Genomic DNA, 20,312 nt, shown 5'->3' with positions numbered 1-20,312 from the left:
AACTGGCACTTTTTATTTGACTCTTATAGTCTTCATTCGGCACATCTTCATTCAATCAAGAAGCATCACCATCATTGATTCCAACAGCTTATGTTTCCTCTCAAATCCTCTCGGTTGATACATATAAACCTCTCTCACTTCAACAACTTCCGCTGATATTCTAATTCAGCTAATGGCTTTGATATATACCCTTCTGCTTCTAGCTGATAAATTATCGCCATTCCGACATATAAACTGATGTTGCGATCGTCATATACGTATTTTTTTAATGCCGCCACGGTAACACTATCCTCAAATATTTCCCCTCTTTTTGCGACCACAACTGGATACAAATCTTCCGCTATTCGTTTCGCTGATTCTATCTTCATCGCTACCGCCTCCTATTCTACAATAAGAATATGCGGACGATGACCTTCTCATGAGTTCGTTTTTATACGGTAACGCTTCCAACGTTCGACAAATCTCCTCTTTTTCTTTGTTTGGTAATCGGCTGTCACAAACCACTCAAATGATTATTTATCCTATATCGTTTTTTTTAATCGATATATATTTCTTGCCATTTGAAACTATATCGATTAATATTTATCGTAATAAAAAATCAATGATAGGAGGTTGCCTATGTCCGCTTTTAAAAAACAGGACCTTTTAACCGTCCTGACACATATAAATCGGAAAGCGATGCGCAAAGAAGAGCTACTTAATGTTTTAGGTGATACCATCCCCGAACTGAATGATATCATCCATCAACTGCTCGCTGATAACATCGTGTCCGACGATAAAGGGGTGTTGTCGATTACGGAAACCGGATTAAAAAAAGCGCGTCACCTTTACGAAAAGCCCCCGCATCTTCGGGAAAAGGCGAAACCGAAATTTAAAAAACGAAGAGGTCTTATTCAGCTCGCGATTCTCCAGCTTCTGAAAGAAGAGCCGCGTCATGGCTATCAAGTAATGAAGTTGTTAGAAGAGCGCAGCGAAGGCGTGTATTCTCCAAGTGCCGGAACGATTTACCCTGCTTTGCAAGATTTGCTTGCAAAAGAATGGATTTCTGTTGATGAACAAACAGATAAAAAGGTGTATACACTCAATTCAAAAGGGTTAGCGTTTTTATCAGAGGTTGTTCATGATGAAGATGACGTCTTTTGGGAAGAGTGGCGGCTTTTATTAACGTGGAAGCAATCAAAGGAAGCTGCCATGCTGCAGGCAGAGATGGAAAGTTTTCACTTAGAATTCCAATATGCGGCGAGAATTGTGCTCCAAAACCAAGCCCTTGCATCCGAACTTATGTCCATTATCCAAACTGGAAAAAATACGCTTATCGACTGGTCTGAGAAACACATGATGAACAAGGAGCAGAATGAATGAAAGCTATTCGATTCGTGCTCGTCTATGCAAGACCATATCAGCTTTTTGTCATACTAGCCCCGTTATTAATGGCGATAGAAGTCGCAATGGATTTAGTACAGCCGCTCCTTATGCAAAAAATGATTGATAACGGGATTGCGAACAATGATATGGCGTATGTCGTACAAATGGGAATTTTCACGTTGTCGGCTGCTGTCATCGGCCTCATCGGCGGAATCGGGTGTACCATTTACAGTACACGCGCGGCGGTGAATGTTGCGGCAGATATGCGGCGCGATGTGTTTCAAAAGGTGCAACATTTCTCAAATGAACATCGCGATTCTTTTGGTATCGGAAAATTAATTACCATTTCAACAAGCGACATTGCGGCAGTTCAAACGGCTTTTATGATGACGTTGCGCATATTCGTGAGAGGCCCCCTTCTATTTATCGGAAGTATTGCCATCGTCTATTTTCAAGCGCCTGCCCTTTTTCCGCTTCTATTTGTGATTATTCCGATTTTGCTCTTTTTTATTGTTCTTCTTTCGAAAAAAGCAGAAATATGGTTTAAACGGGTGCAAGAACACATCGATCAGCTTAATACAAAACTGCAAGAAAGCATTGCAGGCATCCGGGTGGTGAAGGCGTTCGTCCGGAAAGATGATGAAATAGGCTTATTTAAAAAGGTGAATGATTCGTTAACGAAAACGACGATGACGGCTGACCAAATCATTACGATTTTAATGCCGATTTTAATGTTTGTCATTAACGCTGGCATCGTGACGGCTCTTTTGCTTGGGGCAATACGAGTAGAAGAAGGCGCGATGGAAGTTGGGGTTATCCTCGCATTTATTAACTATTTAAATATTATTTTAATGGCGCTCATGTCAAGCAGCATGGTGTTAATGCAATTAATGCGTGCCTTTCCATCCGCTCATCGCATCCAGGAAGTATTGGAAACAAAAAGCGAAATGAAACGAGCGGAAGAGTTAGAAGCCGATTCCATGATTGAAGGAAACATCACGTTTCAACATGTTTCTTTTTCCTACAGCAAAAATGATGAACAAGTATTAAAGAACCTGTCCTTTACAATCTCAAAAGGAGAAAAAATCGGCATTATCGGGCCAACGGGAAGCGGGAAGACGACATTAAGCAAACTCATCCCACGACTGTACGATGTTGATCAAGGGGCCATTCTCATCGACGGCATTCCTATTCACAACATGAAACTAGAAACGCTTCGGTCAGCCATTGGTTATATTGCCCAAAAACCGCTTTTATTTTCCGGTAGTATTGCGAGTAATCTTCGCTTCGGTCACCCTTCCGCAACAGCAAAAGAACTAGCGGCCGCCGCTCATTCGGCATATGCTGCAGAATTTATTGAACGGTTCGACCAGCAATTTGACCATGAACTAACACAAGGCGCAACCAACTTGTCTGGCGGCCAAAAGCAACGGTTATCGATTGCAAGAGCCTTTGTTAGAAAACCGGCGATTCTTATTTTAGATGATGTCACATCAGCTGTTGATGCAAATTCAGAAAGAGCTATTCTTCAAGCGCTAGACTCGGAGTTCTCTCATACGACTACGCTCATCATTGCATCAAAAATTTCATCGATTATGGATGCGGATCAAATTTTCGTAATGGATGATGGGGAAATCGTCGGCATTGGAACACATGACAAATTACTTGAAAGCTGCCCTCTTTATCAAGAAATTTACGAAACACAAACAGAGAAAGGCGGTGCTGTCGTTGAATAGTATCGCAAAAATGCAACAATCTACAGGCACAGGTGGCCCGAAAGGACGAATTCCTGCCGCTGCGGCAAAAACGAAAGACCCGAAAGGCACCTTGCTTCGTATTTGGAACTATATGGGGCGACAAAAAGCTCGCTTACTGCTCGCCTCCCTATTTGTCATTTTTTCTTCCGTATTAAGCTTATTAGGTCCGTATTACATCGGGGTCATCATCGACCGCTATATTATCCCAAAAGATGTCTCCGGTACAATCAAAATGGCTGGCACACTGCTTGCCATTTATGCAGCGTCTTCCCTATTCACTTGGCTGCAGGCGTATACGATGGTCAATGTCGCATTAAAAACGATTGGCACTTTACGGGAAGATTTGTTCACAAAGCTCCAAACACTTTCGCTGCAATTTTTCGATAAGCATAAACACGGAGACTTAATGAGCCGGTTCACCCATGATATTGACAGCTTGCACCAAGCGCTAAGTCAAAGTGTCATTCAAATGATTTCGTCTGTTTTAACGGTAATAGGTGTGACGATTGCGATGTTTTCATTGAACTGGGTATTAGCCATTGTTTCTTTTGTGACCATTCCCCTTATGTTGGTTGTAACAAAGCAAATCGTCAAAATAAGCCGGCAAAATTTTTCAAAGCGGCAAAAGGATTTAGGCGAACTGAACGGGTTCATGGAAGAATCCATTAGCGGCGGTGAAGTCATTACGTTATTTGGAAAAGAGCGTGATTACTTTACTGAATTTCATACGATTAATGAGCGCCTGCGTCAATCGGCAATGCGGGCGGACATTTTCTCTGGGTTTCTTGGTCCTTCCAATAACTTTATTAGCAATCTAGGATTAGGGCTTGTGATTGGTGCTGGGTCGATTATGGCGTTAAAAGGATTCACAACGGTTGGAATTATCGCTTCATTCGTCACATATTCTAGGCAGTTTTCTAGACCAATCAATCAGCTTTCGACCTTGCTTAATTCGATTCAAGCTGCCTTAGCAGGAGCGGAGCGTGTCTTTGAAGTGATGGATGAAGTTCCTGATTTAACGGACCGAAAGGATGCCCTTTCCGTGCAATCTTTTCAAGGAAATGTTGCGTTTCGCCATGTTCATTTCAGCTATGATCAACAAACAGACATTTTGCGCAATCTTCATTTTACAGCCAAAGCAGGTGAGATGATTGCCCTTGTCGGACCAACCGGATCGGGAAAGACGACCATCATCAATTTGCTTATGCGCTTTTACGATGTTCAATCAGGTGAAATATTAATCGACGGCCACAACATTAAAAATTATAGAATAAGAGATTTACGGAAACGAATCGGGATTGTCCTGCAAGACCCTTACTTATTTTCCGGAACGATTATGGAAAACATTCGCTACGGGCGGTTGGATGCCACGGATGAAGAAGTGATACAAGCAGCCAAAACGGCGTCCGCTCACGGATTTATTAAACATTTACCGAAGCAATATCATACGGAAATTACATCAGGCGGAGCCAATATCAGCCAAGGGCAGAAGCAGCTATTATCTATTGCACGAGCCATTTTGGCCGATGCCGATATGTTAATTTTAGATGAAGCAACAGCCAATATTGACACAAGAACAGAGGCTGCCATTCAAAAAGGACTGCGCAATTTGACGAGGGGCAAAACGAGCTTTGTTATCGCTCACCGCTTAAAAACAATTGAGCAAGCGGACCGGATTTTAGTCATTAAAGACGGAGAATTAATCGAACAAGGTCATCATGAAGAGCTGTTGAACCAGCGCGGATTTTATTATGACCTCTACTTTAATAACCCAATAGGAAAGGATGATTAACATGTTTGTACACACTGTTACATTTGAAGTTGAAAAAGCACACGAGGGACGTCTTGTTCAAAAGCGTGAAAAAGATCGTTCACAATTGGAAAACGCAAACGGCATTTTATCATTTGAGTGCTGGCGCCGTGAAAACAAAGATACAGTCGAGTTCGTATACGTATCAAAATGGGAATCACAAGAAGCTTTCAAAGCGTGGATTTCACGTGAAGAACATGTAAATGAGCATAAAGAAATGAACAAGCGCCGTGCAGAAAATCCCCAAACCGAACAAGTCAAAATGAAAAAAACATTGCGTGCCTATGAGCTTTACGACAGCTCCGTACAATAAGAAAAAAGTGCCAGTTCCCTTATGAGGAGCTGGCATTTTTCTACGTATCGAGGTTTGTCTAAATCGTTCCGCACATCTTCATTCACTTTTTAATATGTAGTCGATTGAATCTAACTCTTCTTGAGAAAACTGCAAGTTATTCAGTGCGGCTACATTTTCCTCAATTTGACTCACTTTGCTTGCGCCGATTAAAGCTGATGTGATGTACTCGTTTCGCAATACCCAAGCGAGTGCCATTTGGGCTAAGCTTTGATTTCGTTGTTTTGCAATTTGATCTAGTGCTTTAATTTTATTCAATACGTCGTCTGTTAACGATTCTTCTTTTAAAAAGCTAAATGATTTTCGCAGGCGGGAATCTTTCGGGATTTCATGCAAATATCGATTCGTAAGCAACCCTTGCGCCAACGGAACAAACGCAATGGCCCCTGCTCCTGCTTGTTGCAACGTCTCTCCTAATCCTTCTTCTACTTTTCTTTCAAACATCGAATAAGGAATTTGGTTGATTAATAACGGTGTGCCTAATTCGTTCAAGATGGCCACCGCCTTTTTTGTTTGCTCATCGTCATAATTGGAAATGCCGACATACAGCGCTTTCCCTTGCCTTACAAGTAAATCTAGCGTTTGCATCGTCTCTTCTAGCGGTGTTTCCGGATCTGGACGGTGGTGATAAAAAATATCAACATACTCCAAATTCATCCGTTTTAAACTTTGATCCAAGCTAGAAATCAAATATTTTTTCGACCCCCAATTTCCATAAGGACCTGGCCACATGTCAAACCCTGCCTTTGTAGAAATAACTAGTTCATCTCGGTAGTTCGCTAAGTCGTCTTTTAAAATACGGCCAAACGTTTCTTCCGCAGCACCTGGAGGCGGTCCATAATTATTCGCTAAATCAAAATGGGTGATTCCTAAATCAAATGCTTTTTTAATTAAATTTCTACAATTTTCATACTGATCAATTTCCCCAAAATTATGCCATAACCCTAATGAAATGAGCGGAAGTTTCAATCCACTCTTTCCACTTCGTTTGTACTGCATTTTTTCATATCTTGTATTGTCCGGTATATACACGATTCCATTCTCCCCTATCCCCATAGTCGTTTTGACAATTGAAAAACTGTTAATATTTCTTTGTCCATATCTTTTATCATCTTGGCAAAGAAATCCACTTCCTATTTTACCATAATGAGGGAAAATAATTGCAAATAATCGCTCTTACGCTCCTGTTTGATCGTCAAAAAATCGTTTCCAGTTCTCATAATAGAAGTTTGTTCTTTGCACAGATTGTAGCAACTTACTATCTATATATAGTTGCGGTTCTCGATATGTCTCATAATGCTAGAAAATCTCCCACCCTATAAATCGTAATCATTACTATTTACAAATGATTAACCTTGCGTTATGATACATATTTGAAAGGAGATGTTAACATGAAAATAAAAATTACACTGTTTAGCCTTATCTTCGTTCTTTCCACTCTTCTAGTAGGATGTAATACTAAAGATGCGAATACGTCAGCAAACGAAAACAAAAATGCAGCTGAACAACAGGAACCAACTGAAAAGCTCACCATCTATACGACTTTATTTCCCCTTGAGGATTTTACAAAGAAAATTGGCGGCGATTTTGTAGAGGTGACAAGTATTATTCCGTTAGGCGGAGATGCCCATACATATGAGCCGACATCTAAAGAAATGGTTAATATTGCACAGTCAGACGCTTTTATTTTTAATGGATTAGGGATGGAACCTTATGCTGAAAAAATGGCGGAAGCGTTAAAAAATGAAAAAACATTATTAGTTGAAGCAACACATGATATCGAAGTCATTACACACGATGATGATCATCATGACAGTGAAGAAGCTGGACACAATGAAGAGCACCATGATGGTGAAGAAGCTGGACACAATGAAGAACACCATGATGGCGAAGAAGCTGGACACAATGAAGAGCACCATGATGGTGAAGAAGCTGGACACAATGAAGAGCACCATGATGGTGAAGAAGCTGGACACAATGAAGAGCACCATGATGGTGAAGAAGCTGGACACAATGAAGAGCACCATGATGGTGAAGAAGCTGGACACAATGAAGAGCACCATGATGGTGAAGAAGCTGGACATGACGACCATCACCACGGTGATTTTGATCCACATGTTTGGTTAGACCCTCATCGTTCTATCCATTTAGCTGAAAATATTAAACATGCTTTAGTTGAGTTAATGCCAGCAGAAAAAAACACATTTGAAACTAATTTTAATTCTTTAAAAGAGGAACTTGAAAAGCTAGATTCTGAGTTTCAGCAACTCGTTGAATCAAAGGAACATCCAGAGATCCTAGTTTCACACGCAGCTTATGGATATTGGGAAGAACGCTACGGTATTCATCAAATACCAGTATCCGGTTTATCTCCTAGTAATGAACCATCCCAAAGAGCGCTTGAAACAATTGTTGATTTAGCCAATGAAAAACAAATCAAATATGTGCTCTTTGAACAAAATGTCACACCTAAAATTGCAGAAATTATACGTCAAGAAATTAAAGCTGAACCTCTTCATTTACACAACCTTTCTGTCCTTACTCAAGAGGATATGGAGAATAATGAAGACTATTTTAGTTTAATGCGTAAAAATATAGAAACACTTAATAAAGCATTAAAATAAGCTCTCATGATAAAAGAAGGAAGTGACAATGGTTGCGTGCACTTCCTTCTTTTACATATTCTTTTTAATTGAGGTGGTAAGAATGAGTGTTTTCGAACATAAGAATGAGGCACCAGCAAACGTACGTTGTAAAATCATTACCGTGAGTGATACTAGAACGATAGAAACTGATAAAAGTGGAATCTTAATGTACAAATATTTAGAGGAAAATAGACATCATATCATTAACTATGAAATTGTAAAGGACGAGGAAGCGGAAATACGCTCTGCACTTTTACAAGGCTGTCTTGATGAGAATATTGATGTTGTTCTTTTAAATGGTGGAACAGGAATCGCTAAACGTGATGTTACGATTGAAACCGTGAAAAGTATCATAACAAAAGAAATCGTCGGTTTTGGTGAAGTATTTAGAATGCTAAGTTATACTGAAGATATTGGTTCGGCAGCCATCCTAAGCAGAGCGATAGCTGGTGTATATAACGACACGGCTATCTTTTCCACTCCTGGGTCAACCGGTGCAGTAAAACTAGCGATGACTAAGCTTATTATTCCTGAAATTACACACATCGTAAGAGAAATAAGAAAAGACATATAAAAGAGGCTTTCCCACAAGTACCTCAAATGAAAAAATGATTATTTTCCCCATGTCAAATGGACCGTTTAGTCAAGTCATACTAAACGGTCCATTTGACTGAGGACATCCCTATATGGATAAAGGCATGAAGTTGTTACAAAATGGAAAGAAAGTAAAAGGTATTATTCCCACTTTCTTTTCCATTTCGCTTCCTTACCTCTTCCGTACAATCCAGCCATACTTTATTTTTTAATCTTATATCAATTTTTTTGTTGATCTCTCCTTCAATTTCCCGCATCAGTTGAATGGTCTCTTCATACTCCATGTTAAAACGTCTAGCAGCTTGCTGATGGGGAGAGTATTTGACAAGAAGAGATAAAAATTCCTGAGATGTTTGTGATTTTTTCGCCAAATTCTCCTCTAAATCCACAATATACTCATATAGCTGTTGATGTTCTTTTGGCAAAGTAGCTACTACACTCTTTATTAATAATTCAATTATCCGGTCGCTCACTACATTCACCTCACCTTTTAAAAATAACTTATCGTAATTTTTTATAGTCACTATTTTTATTCATCTAAACAGCTTGACGATAAGCCGGATGTATACTCTATTTCATGTTCGTTTTTTTCAATATATTCCTATTTTGTAGAAGGACTTTACTCACCAGCTCGATTTTTTTACACCAGGTATTTGTCCTTTATGGGAGTATTCACGAAACGCAATTCGTGACATTTTAAATTTACGTAGGTACCCGCGTGGTCGACCGGTTACTTCACAGCGATTTTTTAGACGTGTCGGGGAAGAATCTCTCGGGAGTTTACTTAAAGCTTCATAATCTCCCTTCTCCTTTAATTCTCTTCTCAAGTCTGCATATTTTTCTACAAGTTGTTGACGTTTCTTTTCCTTTACAATCTTTGATTTTTTCGCCAAAATAATTTCTTCCTCTCCGTTATGAAAATAGTAATCATTACGATTTATTTTAATAATTAAATCACATTTCATTTACAAAAGCAAGCTACAACCTTCCTGTCAGCAAGTAAAAAAACGCCAGTCCCTTGCAAAAGGAACTGGCACCATCTTATTACGTCCCGCAAAATGTTTGGTACGGACGTATGGATTTGGGAGGCAGCGCGGCATAGTCTGCCTGTTCGGGTGAGTGGGCATATGGATGAGCAAGAGCGGAAAGAAGTCGCTCCATCACACTATGATCCCCGTTCACGGCCGCTTCGAGCGCTTCTTCCACTCGATGGTTACGCGGAATGATCGCAGGATTGCTTGCTTTCATTAATTGCTGAGAAGAAGCTTTCGTCTCCGTTTGTCTGCTTAATCGCTCCTGCCATTTCGCTTGCCACTCGGCAAACTCCTCTGTTTCAAACATCCCGTTCTCGCCTTGATGACCAAATGTTAGCGCGATGAACGAGTTCGTATAGTCCTCACCATTTTTGTGCATCATTGTGAGAAGTTGTTGAATAAGTGCTTCATCTTCTTTTTCTTCATTAAATAACCCAAGCTTCGCTCTCATTCCGGCGAGCCATTGTTCTTGATACAAATTCGAAAACTTGGAAATTTCATGTTGGGCGAGTTCGAGAGCCTTTTTCTCATCTTCATGAAGAAGCGGCAGCAAGGATTCTGCTAAGCGAGCAAGGTTCCATCCGCCAATATACGGCTGATTGCCATACGCGTAGCGCCCATGCCTGTCAATGGAACTGAAAACTGTTTCTGGGTTATATGCATCCATAAAGGCACAAGGACCGTAATCAATCGTTTCTCCGCTAATCGTCATATTGTCGGTATTCATTACCCCGTGGATAAACCCGACGTGCTGCCATTTCGCAATGAGTACAATTTGGCGCTTTATTACTTCTTGAAGGAATGATAAATAACGGTTTTCATCTTCTTCTAAATGCGGATAATGGCGAGCAATCGCATAATCAGCCAAAGCACGTAACTCTTCTACTGCTCCCCCATTCGCCGCATATTGAAAAGTGCCAACACGTAAATGACTTGCCGCTGTACGCGTTAAAATTGCACCAGGCAATGCCGCTTCCCGGAGGACCGCCTCACCAGTTGTGACAACGGCTAGACTGCGAGTGGTCGGAATCCCGAGCGCATGCATCGCTTCACTAATAATGTATTCACGTAGCATCGGACCAAGTGCCGCTCTTCCATCGCCACCTCGGGAGAATGGCGTTCGTCCTGAGCCTTTTAGCTGAATATCAATGCGATTTCCTGATGGCGTCATTTGTTCGCCAAGCAGCATCGCCCGTCCATCTCCAAGCATATTAAAGTGACCGAACTGATGGCCCGCATAAGCTTGTGCAATCGGTGCGGCACCATTGGGAACCCGATTTCCAGCGAACACTTCCACGTTTTCTTCGCTTTGCAAAGCTTCACCATCCAAACCAAGTTCAGCAGCAAGCGTATGATTCAATATCACTAGTTCTGGTGAACGGACAACGTTTAAATGTTGATTTTTAAAAAACATGTTGGGCAGCTTTGCATAACTATTATCGAACTGCCATCCTGCTTCATTTCTTTTTATCATGATATCTCCTCTTCTTCTGTTATCTTTTTTAAACGAACACAACCACCATTTTCTACTTCTGCATCAACAATAAGCATTCCTTTTAGCGTCTGCGTCTGTTTATTTATTATACCGTTTCCTCCAAACGATGGCGCGTTTTTGCTCTACAGAAAAAACGCCGGCTCCTAATTAGGTAGGAACTGGCGTTTCTCCTCATACATATGTAACAAATTCACTAACCGGCTTGCGGTATCCGCGCGGCTTGCGGCTTTCTGTTTTTTCTTTTCCAATCGGAATAAGCATGACTACTTCATATTGATCCGTAATGTTTAACACACGTTTTACTTCTTCTTGATCAAACCCAATCATCGGGCATGTATCCCACCCTTTTTCCTTTGCTGCCATCATGAACAGCATCGCCGACAATGATGCATTGCGAATGGCTTCGTCTCGCTCAAATGCCTCGCCCCTTACTTCATAGAAGGACATCGCGTCATGCACTAGATGGTCATACTCCTGCTTATTTAAAATGCCGAGCATTTTTAGTCCTTCGTAAATTTCGGGTGCGTGATGAAACGCCTTTTTATCTCCAAGCACTGCAATCACAGCTGACGCACTCAATACTTTATGCTGGCCGCCTGCCGCTTTGTGCATCCCCTTTTTTACTTCTTCATCCATCACTGTTATATAATGAGTATGTTGAAGGTTATAAGCTGAAGGGGCTAATTTTACTAATTCAAAAATTTCGTTTAACTCATGTTCTGTAATCGGATGACCTTCTAAAAAATTGCTTGCGGAACGTCTTTCTTTCACGATTTGTACAAACTCTGACATTTGTCTGTCTCCCTTCCAAATTTAAGTAATTCATGAATCTTGATTTTGAGATATATGGCCGTTATAAACAATATAAATGAAAAGAATCATATCATTCATGATTTTTGTATGAATAGAAACAACCCATCCGTAACAGGTATTCATCCCTATTACGTTTGGACTACTCCCCATATAATAATGGAATCTTCACAATAGCGGAAGTAGGCACATTCATGTGGGATAGTATCAAAAAAAATACTTGATAGGACAAAAAAACAGCTCCCCGGCACTGGAGAGCTGTTACACTCAATTCACACGTAATTTCGGTTTCGTTTGTAAAAACAGAGCTACAATCAACGCAGCAACTAACGCAAAGATACTTCCTGTGACTAAAGCTTGACTATAGCCTGTCATAAGTAGGATTTTAGATGGATTGGCACTATGTCCGATAATAGAATTAGCGATAGTGACAAGAATGGAAAGCCCTACACCAGCTCCTACTTGAAAGAAGGTATTCACAATTCCACCTGCTGCCCCGTGATCTTCCTCGCTTATATCTTGAATCGCGCCAACAACAGCGGCCGTGTACCCCATGTTTAATCCTATACCAATTAAAAAGAAGATTGGCAGGATAAACGTCGTGTAAGAAGACTGAAGGCTCATTGTGCTCATCCAAAATAAAGAGCCGGCTAAAATGAGCAATGCGGTACAATAGACGATTTTCACACTTGTATATTCCATCATTTTCGGCGTAAATTTCGCAGCGAACACAGCTCCAATACTCATTGGTAAAAAGGCAAAGCCTGTGAACATCGCGGAATATTCCAGCACTTCCTGCAAGTAAAGCGTCGAGAAAAACACAATGCCCATAAATGTTGAATACTGCAAAAATCCAGCAATGTTAGAAACCGTTAAGGCTCTTGATTTAAACAATCTCAACGGCATGATTGGGTGCTTCATTTTACGTTCAATTCCAACAAAAACAAATAGAATGACTAAACCTAAAACAAGCAAACCTGTTGAGGATAAGGACGCCCAGCCAACTGCTTCTCCCCTCGTCACACCTAAAACTAAAATAATTAAACCAATCGTCCCGACAATCGTTCCAATATAATCGACATGCACCTTTTTTGACATCCTTTGATTTTCTTGAACGATTTTAGAGATTCCAACTAAAATCATAATCGCAAAAGGCACGTTGACTAAGAAGATGTAACGCCAGCCAACAAGTTCAGTAATAACGCCACCTCCAATTAATCCGAAAGCAAAGCCAATCGCTCCCATCGATCCGAATAAGGCGAGCGCTTTATTTCTTTCAGCTCCTTCATCAAAAGACGTACTAATCATCGACATAGCGGCAGGGATCGAAATAGCCGCCCCAACTCCTTGAACAGCTCGACCAACGATTAACAGCAACGGCTCAACGGCAATTCCGTTAAGAAGACTGCCGATAGTAAAAATGGACACACCCCATAAAAACACTTTTTTTCGTCCAAATAAATCAGACGCTCTCCCGCCAAACAATAAAAAGCCCGCAAACGTTAACACATAAGCAGTGATAATCCACTGTAATTGAACGGAACTCATCCCGAAATAATCTTGAATTGTTGGCAACGCAACGTTCACAATGGAGATATTCATCGCTTCCAAAAATTGAGCGCCACAAATAAAATAAAGTAACAACCGTTTATTATTAGACATCTAGTAAATCTCCTTTTCCTTCTCTCATTAGGATGGTTATTGAAACTACGGATTAAGGTTGTTTGTACATACAATTAAATTCATGCAAAGCACGCTTTTTCGGCATGCTTCAACTGTTTCCTCCCTCAAGCAAATCACTTACCTCATATAGATGTTTCGTAAGCTCTTTTCCTTCAACCTCGCCTAAAATGGCTGAATATCGCTTATGAAGGTTTTCAAAAGCTTGTTCAATACTTGTTTGCAACTCTTTCCCTTTCGGACTAGCATAAATAATGGTATTCCGTCCTTCTTGTCTCTTATAAATCAAATCTTTGTAATAAAGCTTCTCTATAAAACGTGTAATGGTAGAAGGCGCAATATGAAGAATCTCACCGAGTTCTTTTTGCGTAATTCCATCATTATCATTTACTACTAATAAAAGAGACGCATATGTAGGGGATAAGCCCGTTACATGAAATTCCTCCTCTGTTATTTTTACCATCACACGATGAAGTCGAGCTGAGGTGAAGTATAAACAGTTTTTTAAATATGTGTTCACTTTATCCATTGTTTCACATCCTAAATAAGATTGTTTGTACATACAAATAATAAAACAAGACCTTTTTCTTGTCAATAAACAAGCTTTTTTCATTTATAAAAAGCAAAGAACGCGTGTGGCGTTCCTCCTTTTCTCATACGCTATTCGTTTTGCGTTTCATACGGCACTACTGGCAGCTGAATAGAAAAAGCCGTACCGTTTTCACCGCTTTTGACATTCATCGTACCGTCATGATTTTCAATAATTTTACGTGAAATAGATAACCCTAACCCTGTTCCTTCATCTTTCGTTGAGAAGAAAGGATCAAAAACATAGGATATAACGGATTCTGGAATGCCCATGCCATTATCTTCGAAAATAAGCGTAATGTATGCCCCCTCCACTTCCGCTTTTATCTTCACCGTAAGCGGTTTGTCCCCTTTTGCTTGAAGCGAGTTTTGAAATAAATTGATGAATACTTGCAGTAGTTCATCGCGATTTCCTTCAATCCAGCATAGTGCTGCTTCCTCACTCATTTCATACTCCATTTGTACATTATAAAGGAGTGCTTCACTATATAAAAATTTCCCTAAGTAATCTTCAATGAAATAACGAATGGAAAGCGGCTCAGCTACGACTTCCGCTGGTTTGGCAATTTGCAAAAAATCGGTAATGATTTTATTTGCCCGGTCAATTTCAGGAATTAACAACGACGAGAAAAGCTTTGATGTTTCTGGATCCATAGTAGACTGCAGCAACTGCAAATAACCGCGTACCGTTGTTAAAGGATTGCGAATTTCATGGGCAATTCCTGCCGCAATTCTCCCTGCTAATGCTTGTTTTTCCGCTTCCCGAATAGCATTCAAAAACTGGAACGTCCCCATGACTCGTTTAATCGAACCGTTCGCATCTCGAATAATGCGCGTATTAATAATGCCATAATTCCGATCAAGCACTTCCCGATTAAAAATTTCTTGTTCGGTCGCAAGTGATTCAAGGAGTACGATTTTCTGATCCGGAATGCGTAGAAGCTCTCTAATATGCTGACCAACAATCTGCTCTCGTTCTACTCCTAAATCTTTTGCCGCCTGTGTATTACACGACGTAATGATTCCTTTTTCATCAATGAATACGATATGATGTGGTACAAGATCTAAAATAGAAGAAAGAAACGCCTCCGTTTTTTCAAACGAGTCCTTCTCAGATAACATCTCCCACTCGCTTTCTCCGTCAAAAGGAGGTGACTCTTCCATCAAAAGCGTTTCTCCCTCTTCTTTCCTAATCTGCATCCCGCTCGCTGAATCCTTATATGTAAACGAAAAAGGAATTGCCGCGGCCATTCGCTTATAAAACGCTAACTCCTTTTTTAACGATGAAATGTCTTTTTCAAGAGGTTCCTTCTCTCCCATGAACATTCTCCTTTTGCCAATCATTCAAAATAAATCGGTACAACTGTTCTAATATATAATCATTACTTTTCACAACCCATTCCCAATAGCAAGTGAAATGTATATAGATTCATTGAAAACTTGATCCACAATAAAAGGGAATACGACATGCGTACTCCCTTTTATCATAGTTTCTCCTCCTATTTAATTCAAGAGACTAATTGTTATCTAATTTTAATCTGAAAGACTCATCGATGTCATGGAGTTTTTGTAATTCGTTACATGAAGTGGCATTTAATACATAATAGTCGTGCCGCGTCATATTCGCTACAAAAATATGTTCGTATGCTCGTTCAATATTACATAAAAGAGGTCTGTTATCATAGATGGTGCATTGATTCTCTTCACTCAAATATTTACAGCAGCCATCACCGCGATCGTACTCCTTTAAAAACTCAATATGCTGAATAGTTCTGCAACAAGCCCCACAGCTTGTACATGGAAAGTTCATCATAATTTCAAAGCTTCTTCACTTAGCATAAAGTCATCAAACTTTTCTTGTGTATCGTATTTTATAAAGACACCTAGCTTGCTCGTTAGCTCATAGATTGTTTCTGCTATATTTGAGCTGTCTTCATGTATCGATTTTTTCACAAGATCCGTCAAGTCTGTGACAACTTCTCCATTTTGCTTGTAAAATTCTACAACGGATCTTTCTTCTTGTTGAATTTGCTCAATCATAAGTACGCTCAGTTGCTCTGCTTTTTTTCTCTCTTCAATTGTTAACTTAAGATCTTCGCGAGCCGTAATAAATGATTGATAGAGCTGCTTCATACCAATCATAGCAACAGTGGCTGCAGCTGCGGCTCCAACAGGACCAAACATAAGCGCACCTGCTGCACTTAAAACAACTCCTGACAGAGTGGAAACAGCATTTTCACCGACACGTTCTAAATATTCCTCGATGGTAATATGCCCCTTAATATATTGATAGGTCAACTCGGTGCATTTTACAGCTGAAGAAGCAAGAGCTACCGCTACATTCCCTTTTATAAATGGCAAATCTTTTCCTAAATATTTAATACCATGAGCAATTCCAGCCGTTACTGCATTTCTAGCAGACGACTCACCTGCTGTTTTTGCTATATTTTTTGAAGCGCTGGTGATAGTTTGATTTCCAGCAGCCACTTGAAAACCTTGCTGGAAAACGGCTGTTCCCCCCCAACAAAGGCCCCAGCTAAAGCACCGTTGGCCATCGCCGAAAACGTACCTGATACGAATTGTGAAACTTTTTGTTCCAACACATACTGATTTGTATTCTCTGTTGCTCGCATAGCTTCTTCGTGCGTTGTTCCGCCGCTTCCAATATCTTTATATTTCAATTCACCTTTAACATGCGGAGCTGCTTGTTGATAATCATCTGCATATATCCCATTAGCAGCTGCACGCTTGTCGATAAGCTCCTTCACTTTCTCTGCTTTTTCAGTATTCACAAGCCTATCCATATCTTTATACTTTGCATCAGATACCATACGTGCAAGTGCGGCTGCACTATTGCTTGATTTCGCTTGAATTTCTTTTAAAATATTGTAACCATCTTTTATGACAATGTCGGCAGCCGCATGCGGGTCACCAAGTGAATCTGTCGTAAAAGCCCTAAACATTTCACCTGCTTTTGCTGCATTGACATTAAATTTTGTAGCTTCAATAATTTCAAATAATCTTCCTTGCGTAATGCCTGGTGCACAGTTCATATATTGCTGAGCGGTTTTCTTTAAAAGATCCATTCCAGCAAAACATTCAATTGTTGAATTTCCTAACCTCTCTACCTGTTCAGCTACAATCTGACTTGATAGTATGTCAATTGAGTCTTGTGTTCGGCTCATCTGTTCACACCTTTACAGTTTAGCAATGCGTTGCTGCGTAATTTGAATCGTTTCTTCTAACGCTGTGGAAATGTTGCCAGCTTCATCGATGATTGGCATATCTAATAAATGTTTCATCACAGCCGCTAATTCATATGTATGCTTTGTCAACTCTTTTTCATGCAGATGGAAGTCACGATAATCTGTTCCTCTTCCCTCAATCACTTGAGTGAGAATTCCTACATATTTAACTAATAATTCATCTACATTTTTGGCAAGCTCATGTACTTTCAGTGTGTAATTGCCGATTTCCTTCATGATTGCTTCAGCTGAATGTAATTTGGCGATTTCTACATCCACTTCTGCTTTTTGTTTTTTCATTTGTTCTAATTTCTTTTCAGTCGAAGAAGCGAAAATAATACTTCCAAGTGCTAAAGCAGGTGCCAGCGCAATACCGCCTAAAACGACCATCCCTCCAGCCATTCCTAAACCGCCTGCAGCAAGTGAACCTCCCCCAAAAAAGGCAAGAGTAGCATTCGTTGCAGCCACCCCGCTTAAAGAAGCGATAGCTGTCCCAGTAGAAGCAAGACCAAAGGTCGTGGCAGCGCCCATTGCGCCCATTGCAGCCAACCCACCTCCAGCAATCGCTGACACTCCAGAACTCATAATTTGAGCTGCTTGTATGGTTTGTTTTTCTACTTCACGCATAAAAAGGTCAATATCTTTTACCTTATCTAAACTATCAATGGCTGCATGATTAGAAAAATCAACATGTTTTAGTTTCTTAAATTCCGTCACAAAATTAGCCATACTTCCATTTAAAATTTCTAGCTTCTCTTTTCCATATTGTTCAAAATGCTTATTGGTTTGTTTACGCGTCTGTTCAAACGCCTGAAAAGCAGCTTTATATCTTTTTTCCGTTGCTTCTGCAATCTCTTTCGTTTCTTTTATATTTTGATAAGAATCGTATCCTTTTTTTCCTGCAATAGCAGTAGAAGCTGCTACAGCTCCAGCGACAACTAATGGAATAAGTGGTAATGGCATAACATGTTCCTCCTAAAATGGTTTTCTATTTTATTGATATTTCTCTAACATTTGCAACACACTTTTCTTCATCTCATCCCTTAACTTCTCGGGACGCAAAACTTCCACATACTCTCCTTGACTAAGGAGCCACATCTTAATTCCATGTCCGAATACTTCTGCTTCAAATACAATGCTATTTTCATCTTTCCCAACAATGCGGGCAGTAGGAAGCCGATCGAGAACGGCTTGAGGAGATGGGCCGGTGAAACGAAATTTAATCGTCATTAGTTCACCTGTATGCATAAATTGAATTCGTTTACGGAATTCTCCTTCTTGAAACCGCTCCTTATATGGCGATTCAAAATGCTCGTCTGTCATATAACATGTCGTCATTCGGTCTACCCTGTAGATGGTCGGAAAATCTAAATCACGCTTTGTTTGATAAGCAATTAAATAAAAATAGTAATCTGAAAACATAAGTCCGACAGGTTTTAATGTTCTCTCACTATCCGTGTTATCATGCTCCCGTTGATAGCGGATATTAATCAACCGCTTTGTATGAACGGCTTTTGCTAATTCCCAAAGCAAAGAGAAGAGAGAGCGATTATGCTGCAAGTCAACATATAAATGTTTTTCATTTAACATGAGCTTTTTAATAAATTCCTGATTAACTGGCTGAGCCAAATTTGTCAGTTTATCAATAAGCTGCTCCATCTCTTTTTTCGGAAAAGCCCGTGATTCAATCACGATTTTTAAAAGGGCAAAAATTTCTTCATTACGTAAAAACTGTTCATTCCCTACCTCTAGTCGATATACTTTCTCCTTACGATCATATTCTAAGTATTGGCTCGTTTTAGCAGTTTCGAGAAAGTCTCGCAAGCTGTCAAAATCACGTTGAATCGTCTTCTCTCCAACGTGAAAAGCATCTGCTTCCCCTTTTTTCGTCAGTGTGTGACCTTTACATAACCTGTCATACATAGACAAGACGCGGTACGTTTGGTTTTGGGATGTATTCATTTGCTTCTCTTTCACTCCTATTCAATTATCGAAGAGCAACTTTACATACTCATCATATAAATTCACTTGGACGTATTATGTACTTTAAAAACATTTTTTTATCCAAATAAAAAAACCTTCGAAAGGCATGCGAAGGCAAGTATCAATGTGCAGCCCGGCGGCCATTGCAATTGCTTTAGGTCCGTAGCTTTGCGTCCTTGTTTTTCAACAAGTTTGCCCAATCTATTTCGATATGAATGAAAGTTCTCTATTTAACATACAAACCAAATAACCTATGTCTATTTTACTATAAACAAAAGATTTTCCAAGAAAAAAATGTTAAAAATAAGAAAATGATGTAAAAGAACTGAAAGAGATAATTTGAAAAAATAAATACCCCTGAAATCACAAAGATTTTTTATAGGCACATTTTTAGATTGCAGAATTTCACAATTGAAAAAATCAAACCACCTCGATTGAAAGTTTCCTGTAAAAAAAGAAAAAAGGAATACGACTCATTCGCATTCCTTTTCACCCCTTATCAATAACAATTAAATTCGATTATCGTCTGCTTTCCATTGTTTAATCGCTTTTTTAATATCTTTCGGTTCCAAGTTTTCACTTGCTACTTTTTTAGCCAGTTCAACAAACTCTTCATCACTTGCAAATCGTAACGCGACAATTTGTGCAACACTTAATCGAGAATCAAGCAATTTGCCTGTTAACACATAGTGGCGCAGGTTTTCTTCTGCTCGGATAGCACGATCTTGTGCTTTAAGCGGATAGATGCGCAATAGAAAAACGGCAACCATCATGATTATGACAAGAAATAGAAGAAGGCCAGAGGTTAACAAATTAACGTCATCCTGAAACAAATGGATGACGGCTCCAATTAAAGCCAGCAGAAGTGCTCCTAGCAAATAATAATGATAGATTGGGTGAAGCCTTGTATGATTTTCAAAGTTTTGTGGTTTCATCGTATTATCTCCATATTAT

21 protein-coding genes and 1 riboswitch are annotated in these 20,312 nt (G+C 39.8%); of the genes, 6 read left to right on the top strand and 15 right to left on the bottom strand.

What is annotated here, in order from left to right; all coding sequences use genetic code 11:
* Positions 1-134 precede the first annotated feature (134 nt).
* Complete coding sequence (locus ACXAEO_RS07125; protein ID WP_474879658.1) at positions 135-368, bottom strand: hypothetical protein; 234 nt, start codon at positions 366-368, stop codon at positions 135-137.
* Positions 369-618: 250 nt separating this feature from the next.
* On the opposite strand from ACXAEO_RS07125, the gene ACXAEO_RS07120 reads away from it, so the two are divergent.
* The 4 genes from ACXAEO_RS07120 to ACXAEO_RS07105 are packed head-to-tail and all read left to right on the top strand — an operon-like array spanning position 619 to position 5,245.
* A complete protein-coding gene (locus ACXAEO_RS07120) occupies positions 619-1,362 on the top strand; it encodes a PadR family transcriptional regulator (RefSeq protein WP_474879655.1) in 744 nt (247 codons plus the stop codon).
* Complete coding sequence (locus ACXAEO_RS07115) at positions 1,359-3,101, top strand: ABC transporter ATP-binding protein (protein ID WP_474879653.1); 1,743 nt, start codon at positions 1,359-1,361, stop codon at positions 3,099-3,101. The genes ACXAEO_RS07120 and ACXAEO_RS07115 overlap by 4 nt, the downstream gene beginning before the upstream one ends.
* A 10-nt stretch (positions 3,102-3,111) precedes the next feature.
* Positions 3,112-4,914, top strand: coding sequence for an ABC transporter ATP-binding protein (locus tag ACXAEO_RS07110; protein ID WP_474884012.1), 1,803 nt, complete (start codon positions 3,112-3,114; stop codon positions 4,912-4,914).
* 1 nt (position 4,915) lies between these two features.
* On the top strand, positions 4,916-5,245 hold the full coding sequence (locus tag ACXAEO_RS07105; protein WP_474879651.1) for an antibiotic biosynthesis monooxygenase family protein: 330 nt from the start codon (positions 4,916-4,918) through the stop codon (positions 5,243-5,245).
* A 78-nt stretch (positions 5,246-5,323) separates the two neighbouring features.
* On the opposite strand, the gene mgrA is transcribed toward ACXAEO_RS07105, so the two are convergent.
* Positions 5,324-6,319 carry an L-glyceraldehyde 3-phosphate reductase gene (mgrA, locus tag ACXAEO_RS07100; RefSeq protein ID WP_474884010.1) on the bottom strand — a complete coding sequence of 332 codons (996 nt, stop codon included), beginning with the start codon at positions 6,317-6,319 and terminating at the stop codon, positions 5,324-5,326.
* 356 nt (positions 6,320-6,675) lie between these two features.
* Between mgrA and ACXAEO_RS07095 the strand changes: the two genes are divergently transcribed.
* Together ACXAEO_RS07095 and ACXAEO_RS07090 are read left to right on the top strand one after the other, a co-directional pair.
* Entirely contained in the window at positions 6,676-7,908 is a 1,233-nt protein-coding gene (locus ACXAEO_RS07095; RefSeq protein ID WP_474879649.1) for a metal ABC transporter solute-binding protein, Zn/Mn family, read from the top strand.
* Positions 7,909-7,990: 82 nt separating this feature from the next.
* A complete protein-coding gene (locus tag ACXAEO_RS07090) occupies positions 7,991-8,503 on the top strand; it encodes a MogA/MoaB family molybdenum cofactor biosynthesis protein (RefSeq protein WP_474879647.1) in 513 nt (170 codons plus the stop codon).
* Between the two features lie 133 nt (positions 8,504-8,636).
* Here ACXAEO_RS07090 and ACXAEO_RS07085 read toward each other — a convergent pair whose 3' ends face one another.
* The 13 genes from ACXAEO_RS07085 to ACXAEO_RS07025 all read right to left on the bottom strand — a co-directional run bounded on the left by ACXAEO_RS07085 (position 8,637) and on the right by ACXAEO_RS07025 (position 20,293).
* A complete protein-coding gene (locus tag ACXAEO_RS07085) occupies positions 8,637-8,996 on the bottom strand; it encodes a hypothetical protein (RefSeq protein WP_474879643.1) in 360 nt (119 codons plus the stop codon).
* 150 nt (positions 8,997-9,146) lie between these two features.
* A complete protein-coding gene (rpsN, locus tag ACXAEO_RS07080) occupies positions 9,147-9,416 on the bottom strand; it encodes a 30S ribosomal protein S14 (protein ID WP_474879641.1) in 270 nt (89 codons plus the stop codon).
* Between the two features lie 151 nt (positions 9,417-9,567).
* Positions 9,568-11,031 carry a protein adenylyltransferase SelO gene (locus tag ACXAEO_RS07075; protein WP_474879639.1) on the bottom strand — a complete coding sequence of 488 codons (1,464 nt, stop codon included), beginning with the start codon at positions 11,029-11,031 and terminating at the stop codon, positions 9,568-9,570.
* 192 nt (positions 11,032-11,223) lie between these two features.
* The gene (locus tag ACXAEO_RS07070; protein WP_474879637.1) at positions 11,224-11,844 is read right to left on the bottom strand and encodes a nitroreductase family protein; all 621 of its coding nucleotides are present in this window, start codon (positions 11,842-11,844) and stop codon (positions 11,224-11,226) included.
* Positions 11,845-12,129: 285 nt separating this feature from the next.
* A complete protein-coding gene (locus ACXAEO_RS07065) occupies positions 12,130-13,524 on the bottom strand; it encodes an MFS transporter (protein WP_474879634.1) in 1,395 nt (464 codons plus the stop codon).
* Between the two features lie 109 nt (positions 13,525-13,633).
* Positions 13,634-14,071, bottom strand: coding sequence for a MarR family winged helix-turn-helix transcriptional regulator (locus tag ACXAEO_RS07060; RefSeq protein ID WP_474879632.1), 438 nt, complete (start codon positions 14,069-14,071; stop codon positions 13,634-13,636).
* A gap of 131 nt (positions 14,072-14,202) precedes the next feature.
* Positions 14,203-15,450 carry a two-component system sensor histidine kinase NtrB gene (locus ACXAEO_RS07055; protein WP_474879629.1) on the bottom strand — a complete coding sequence of 416 codons (1,248 nt, stop codon included), beginning with the start codon at positions 15,448-15,450 and terminating at the stop codon, positions 14,203-14,205.
* Positions 15,451-15,646: 196 nt separating this feature from the next.
* Positions 15,647-15,940, bottom strand: coding sequence for a YkgJ family cysteine cluster protein (locus tag ACXAEO_RS07050; RefSeq protein WP_474884008.1), 294 nt, complete (start codon positions 15,938-15,940; stop codon positions 15,647-15,649).
* Positions 15,940-16,617, bottom strand: a complete 678-nt coding sequence (locus ACXAEO_RS07045) for a hypothetical protein (RefSeq protein ID WP_474879626.1) — start codon at positions 16,615-16,617, stop codon at positions 15,940-15,942. The genes ACXAEO_RS07050 and ACXAEO_RS07045 overlap by 1 nt, the downstream gene beginning before the upstream one ends.
* Complete coding sequence (locus tag ACXAEO_RS07040; protein WP_474879623.1) at positions 16,572-17,315, bottom strand: DEAD/DEAH box helicase family protein; 744 nt, start codon at positions 17,313-17,315, stop codon at positions 16,572-16,574. The genes ACXAEO_RS07045 and ACXAEO_RS07040 overlap by 46 nt, the downstream gene beginning before the upstream one ends.
* A 12-nt stretch (positions 17,316-17,327) precedes the next feature.
* Entirely contained in the window at positions 17,328-18,338 is a 1,011-nt protein-coding gene (locus ACXAEO_RS07035) for a hypothetical protein (protein ID WP_474879621.1), read from the bottom strand.
* Between the two features lie 30 nt (positions 18,339-18,368).
* Entirely contained in the window at positions 18,369-19,337 is a 969-nt protein-coding gene (locus ACXAEO_RS07030) for a helix-turn-helix transcriptional regulator (RefSeq protein ID WP_474879619.1), read from the bottom strand.
* A 145-nt stretch (positions 19,338-19,482) separates the two neighbouring features.
* Positions 19,483-19,565, bottom strand: a riboswitch (cyclic di-GMP riboswitch).
* 302 nt (positions 19,566-19,867) lie between these two features.
* Positions 19,868-20,293: a DUF6526 family protein gene (locus tag ACXAEO_RS07025; RefSeq protein WP_474879616.1), complete on the bottom strand. Its 426-nt coding sequence runs from the start codon at positions 20,291-20,293 to the stop codon at positions 19,868-19,870.
* Positions 20,294-20,312: the final 19 nt, after the last annotated feature.

The organism is Bacillus sp. ABA4_010 (assembly GCF_056159105.1).
The sequence above is the reverse complement of the archived record's forward strand: the minus strand, read 5'-3'. Positions and strand labels throughout refer to the sequence as shown.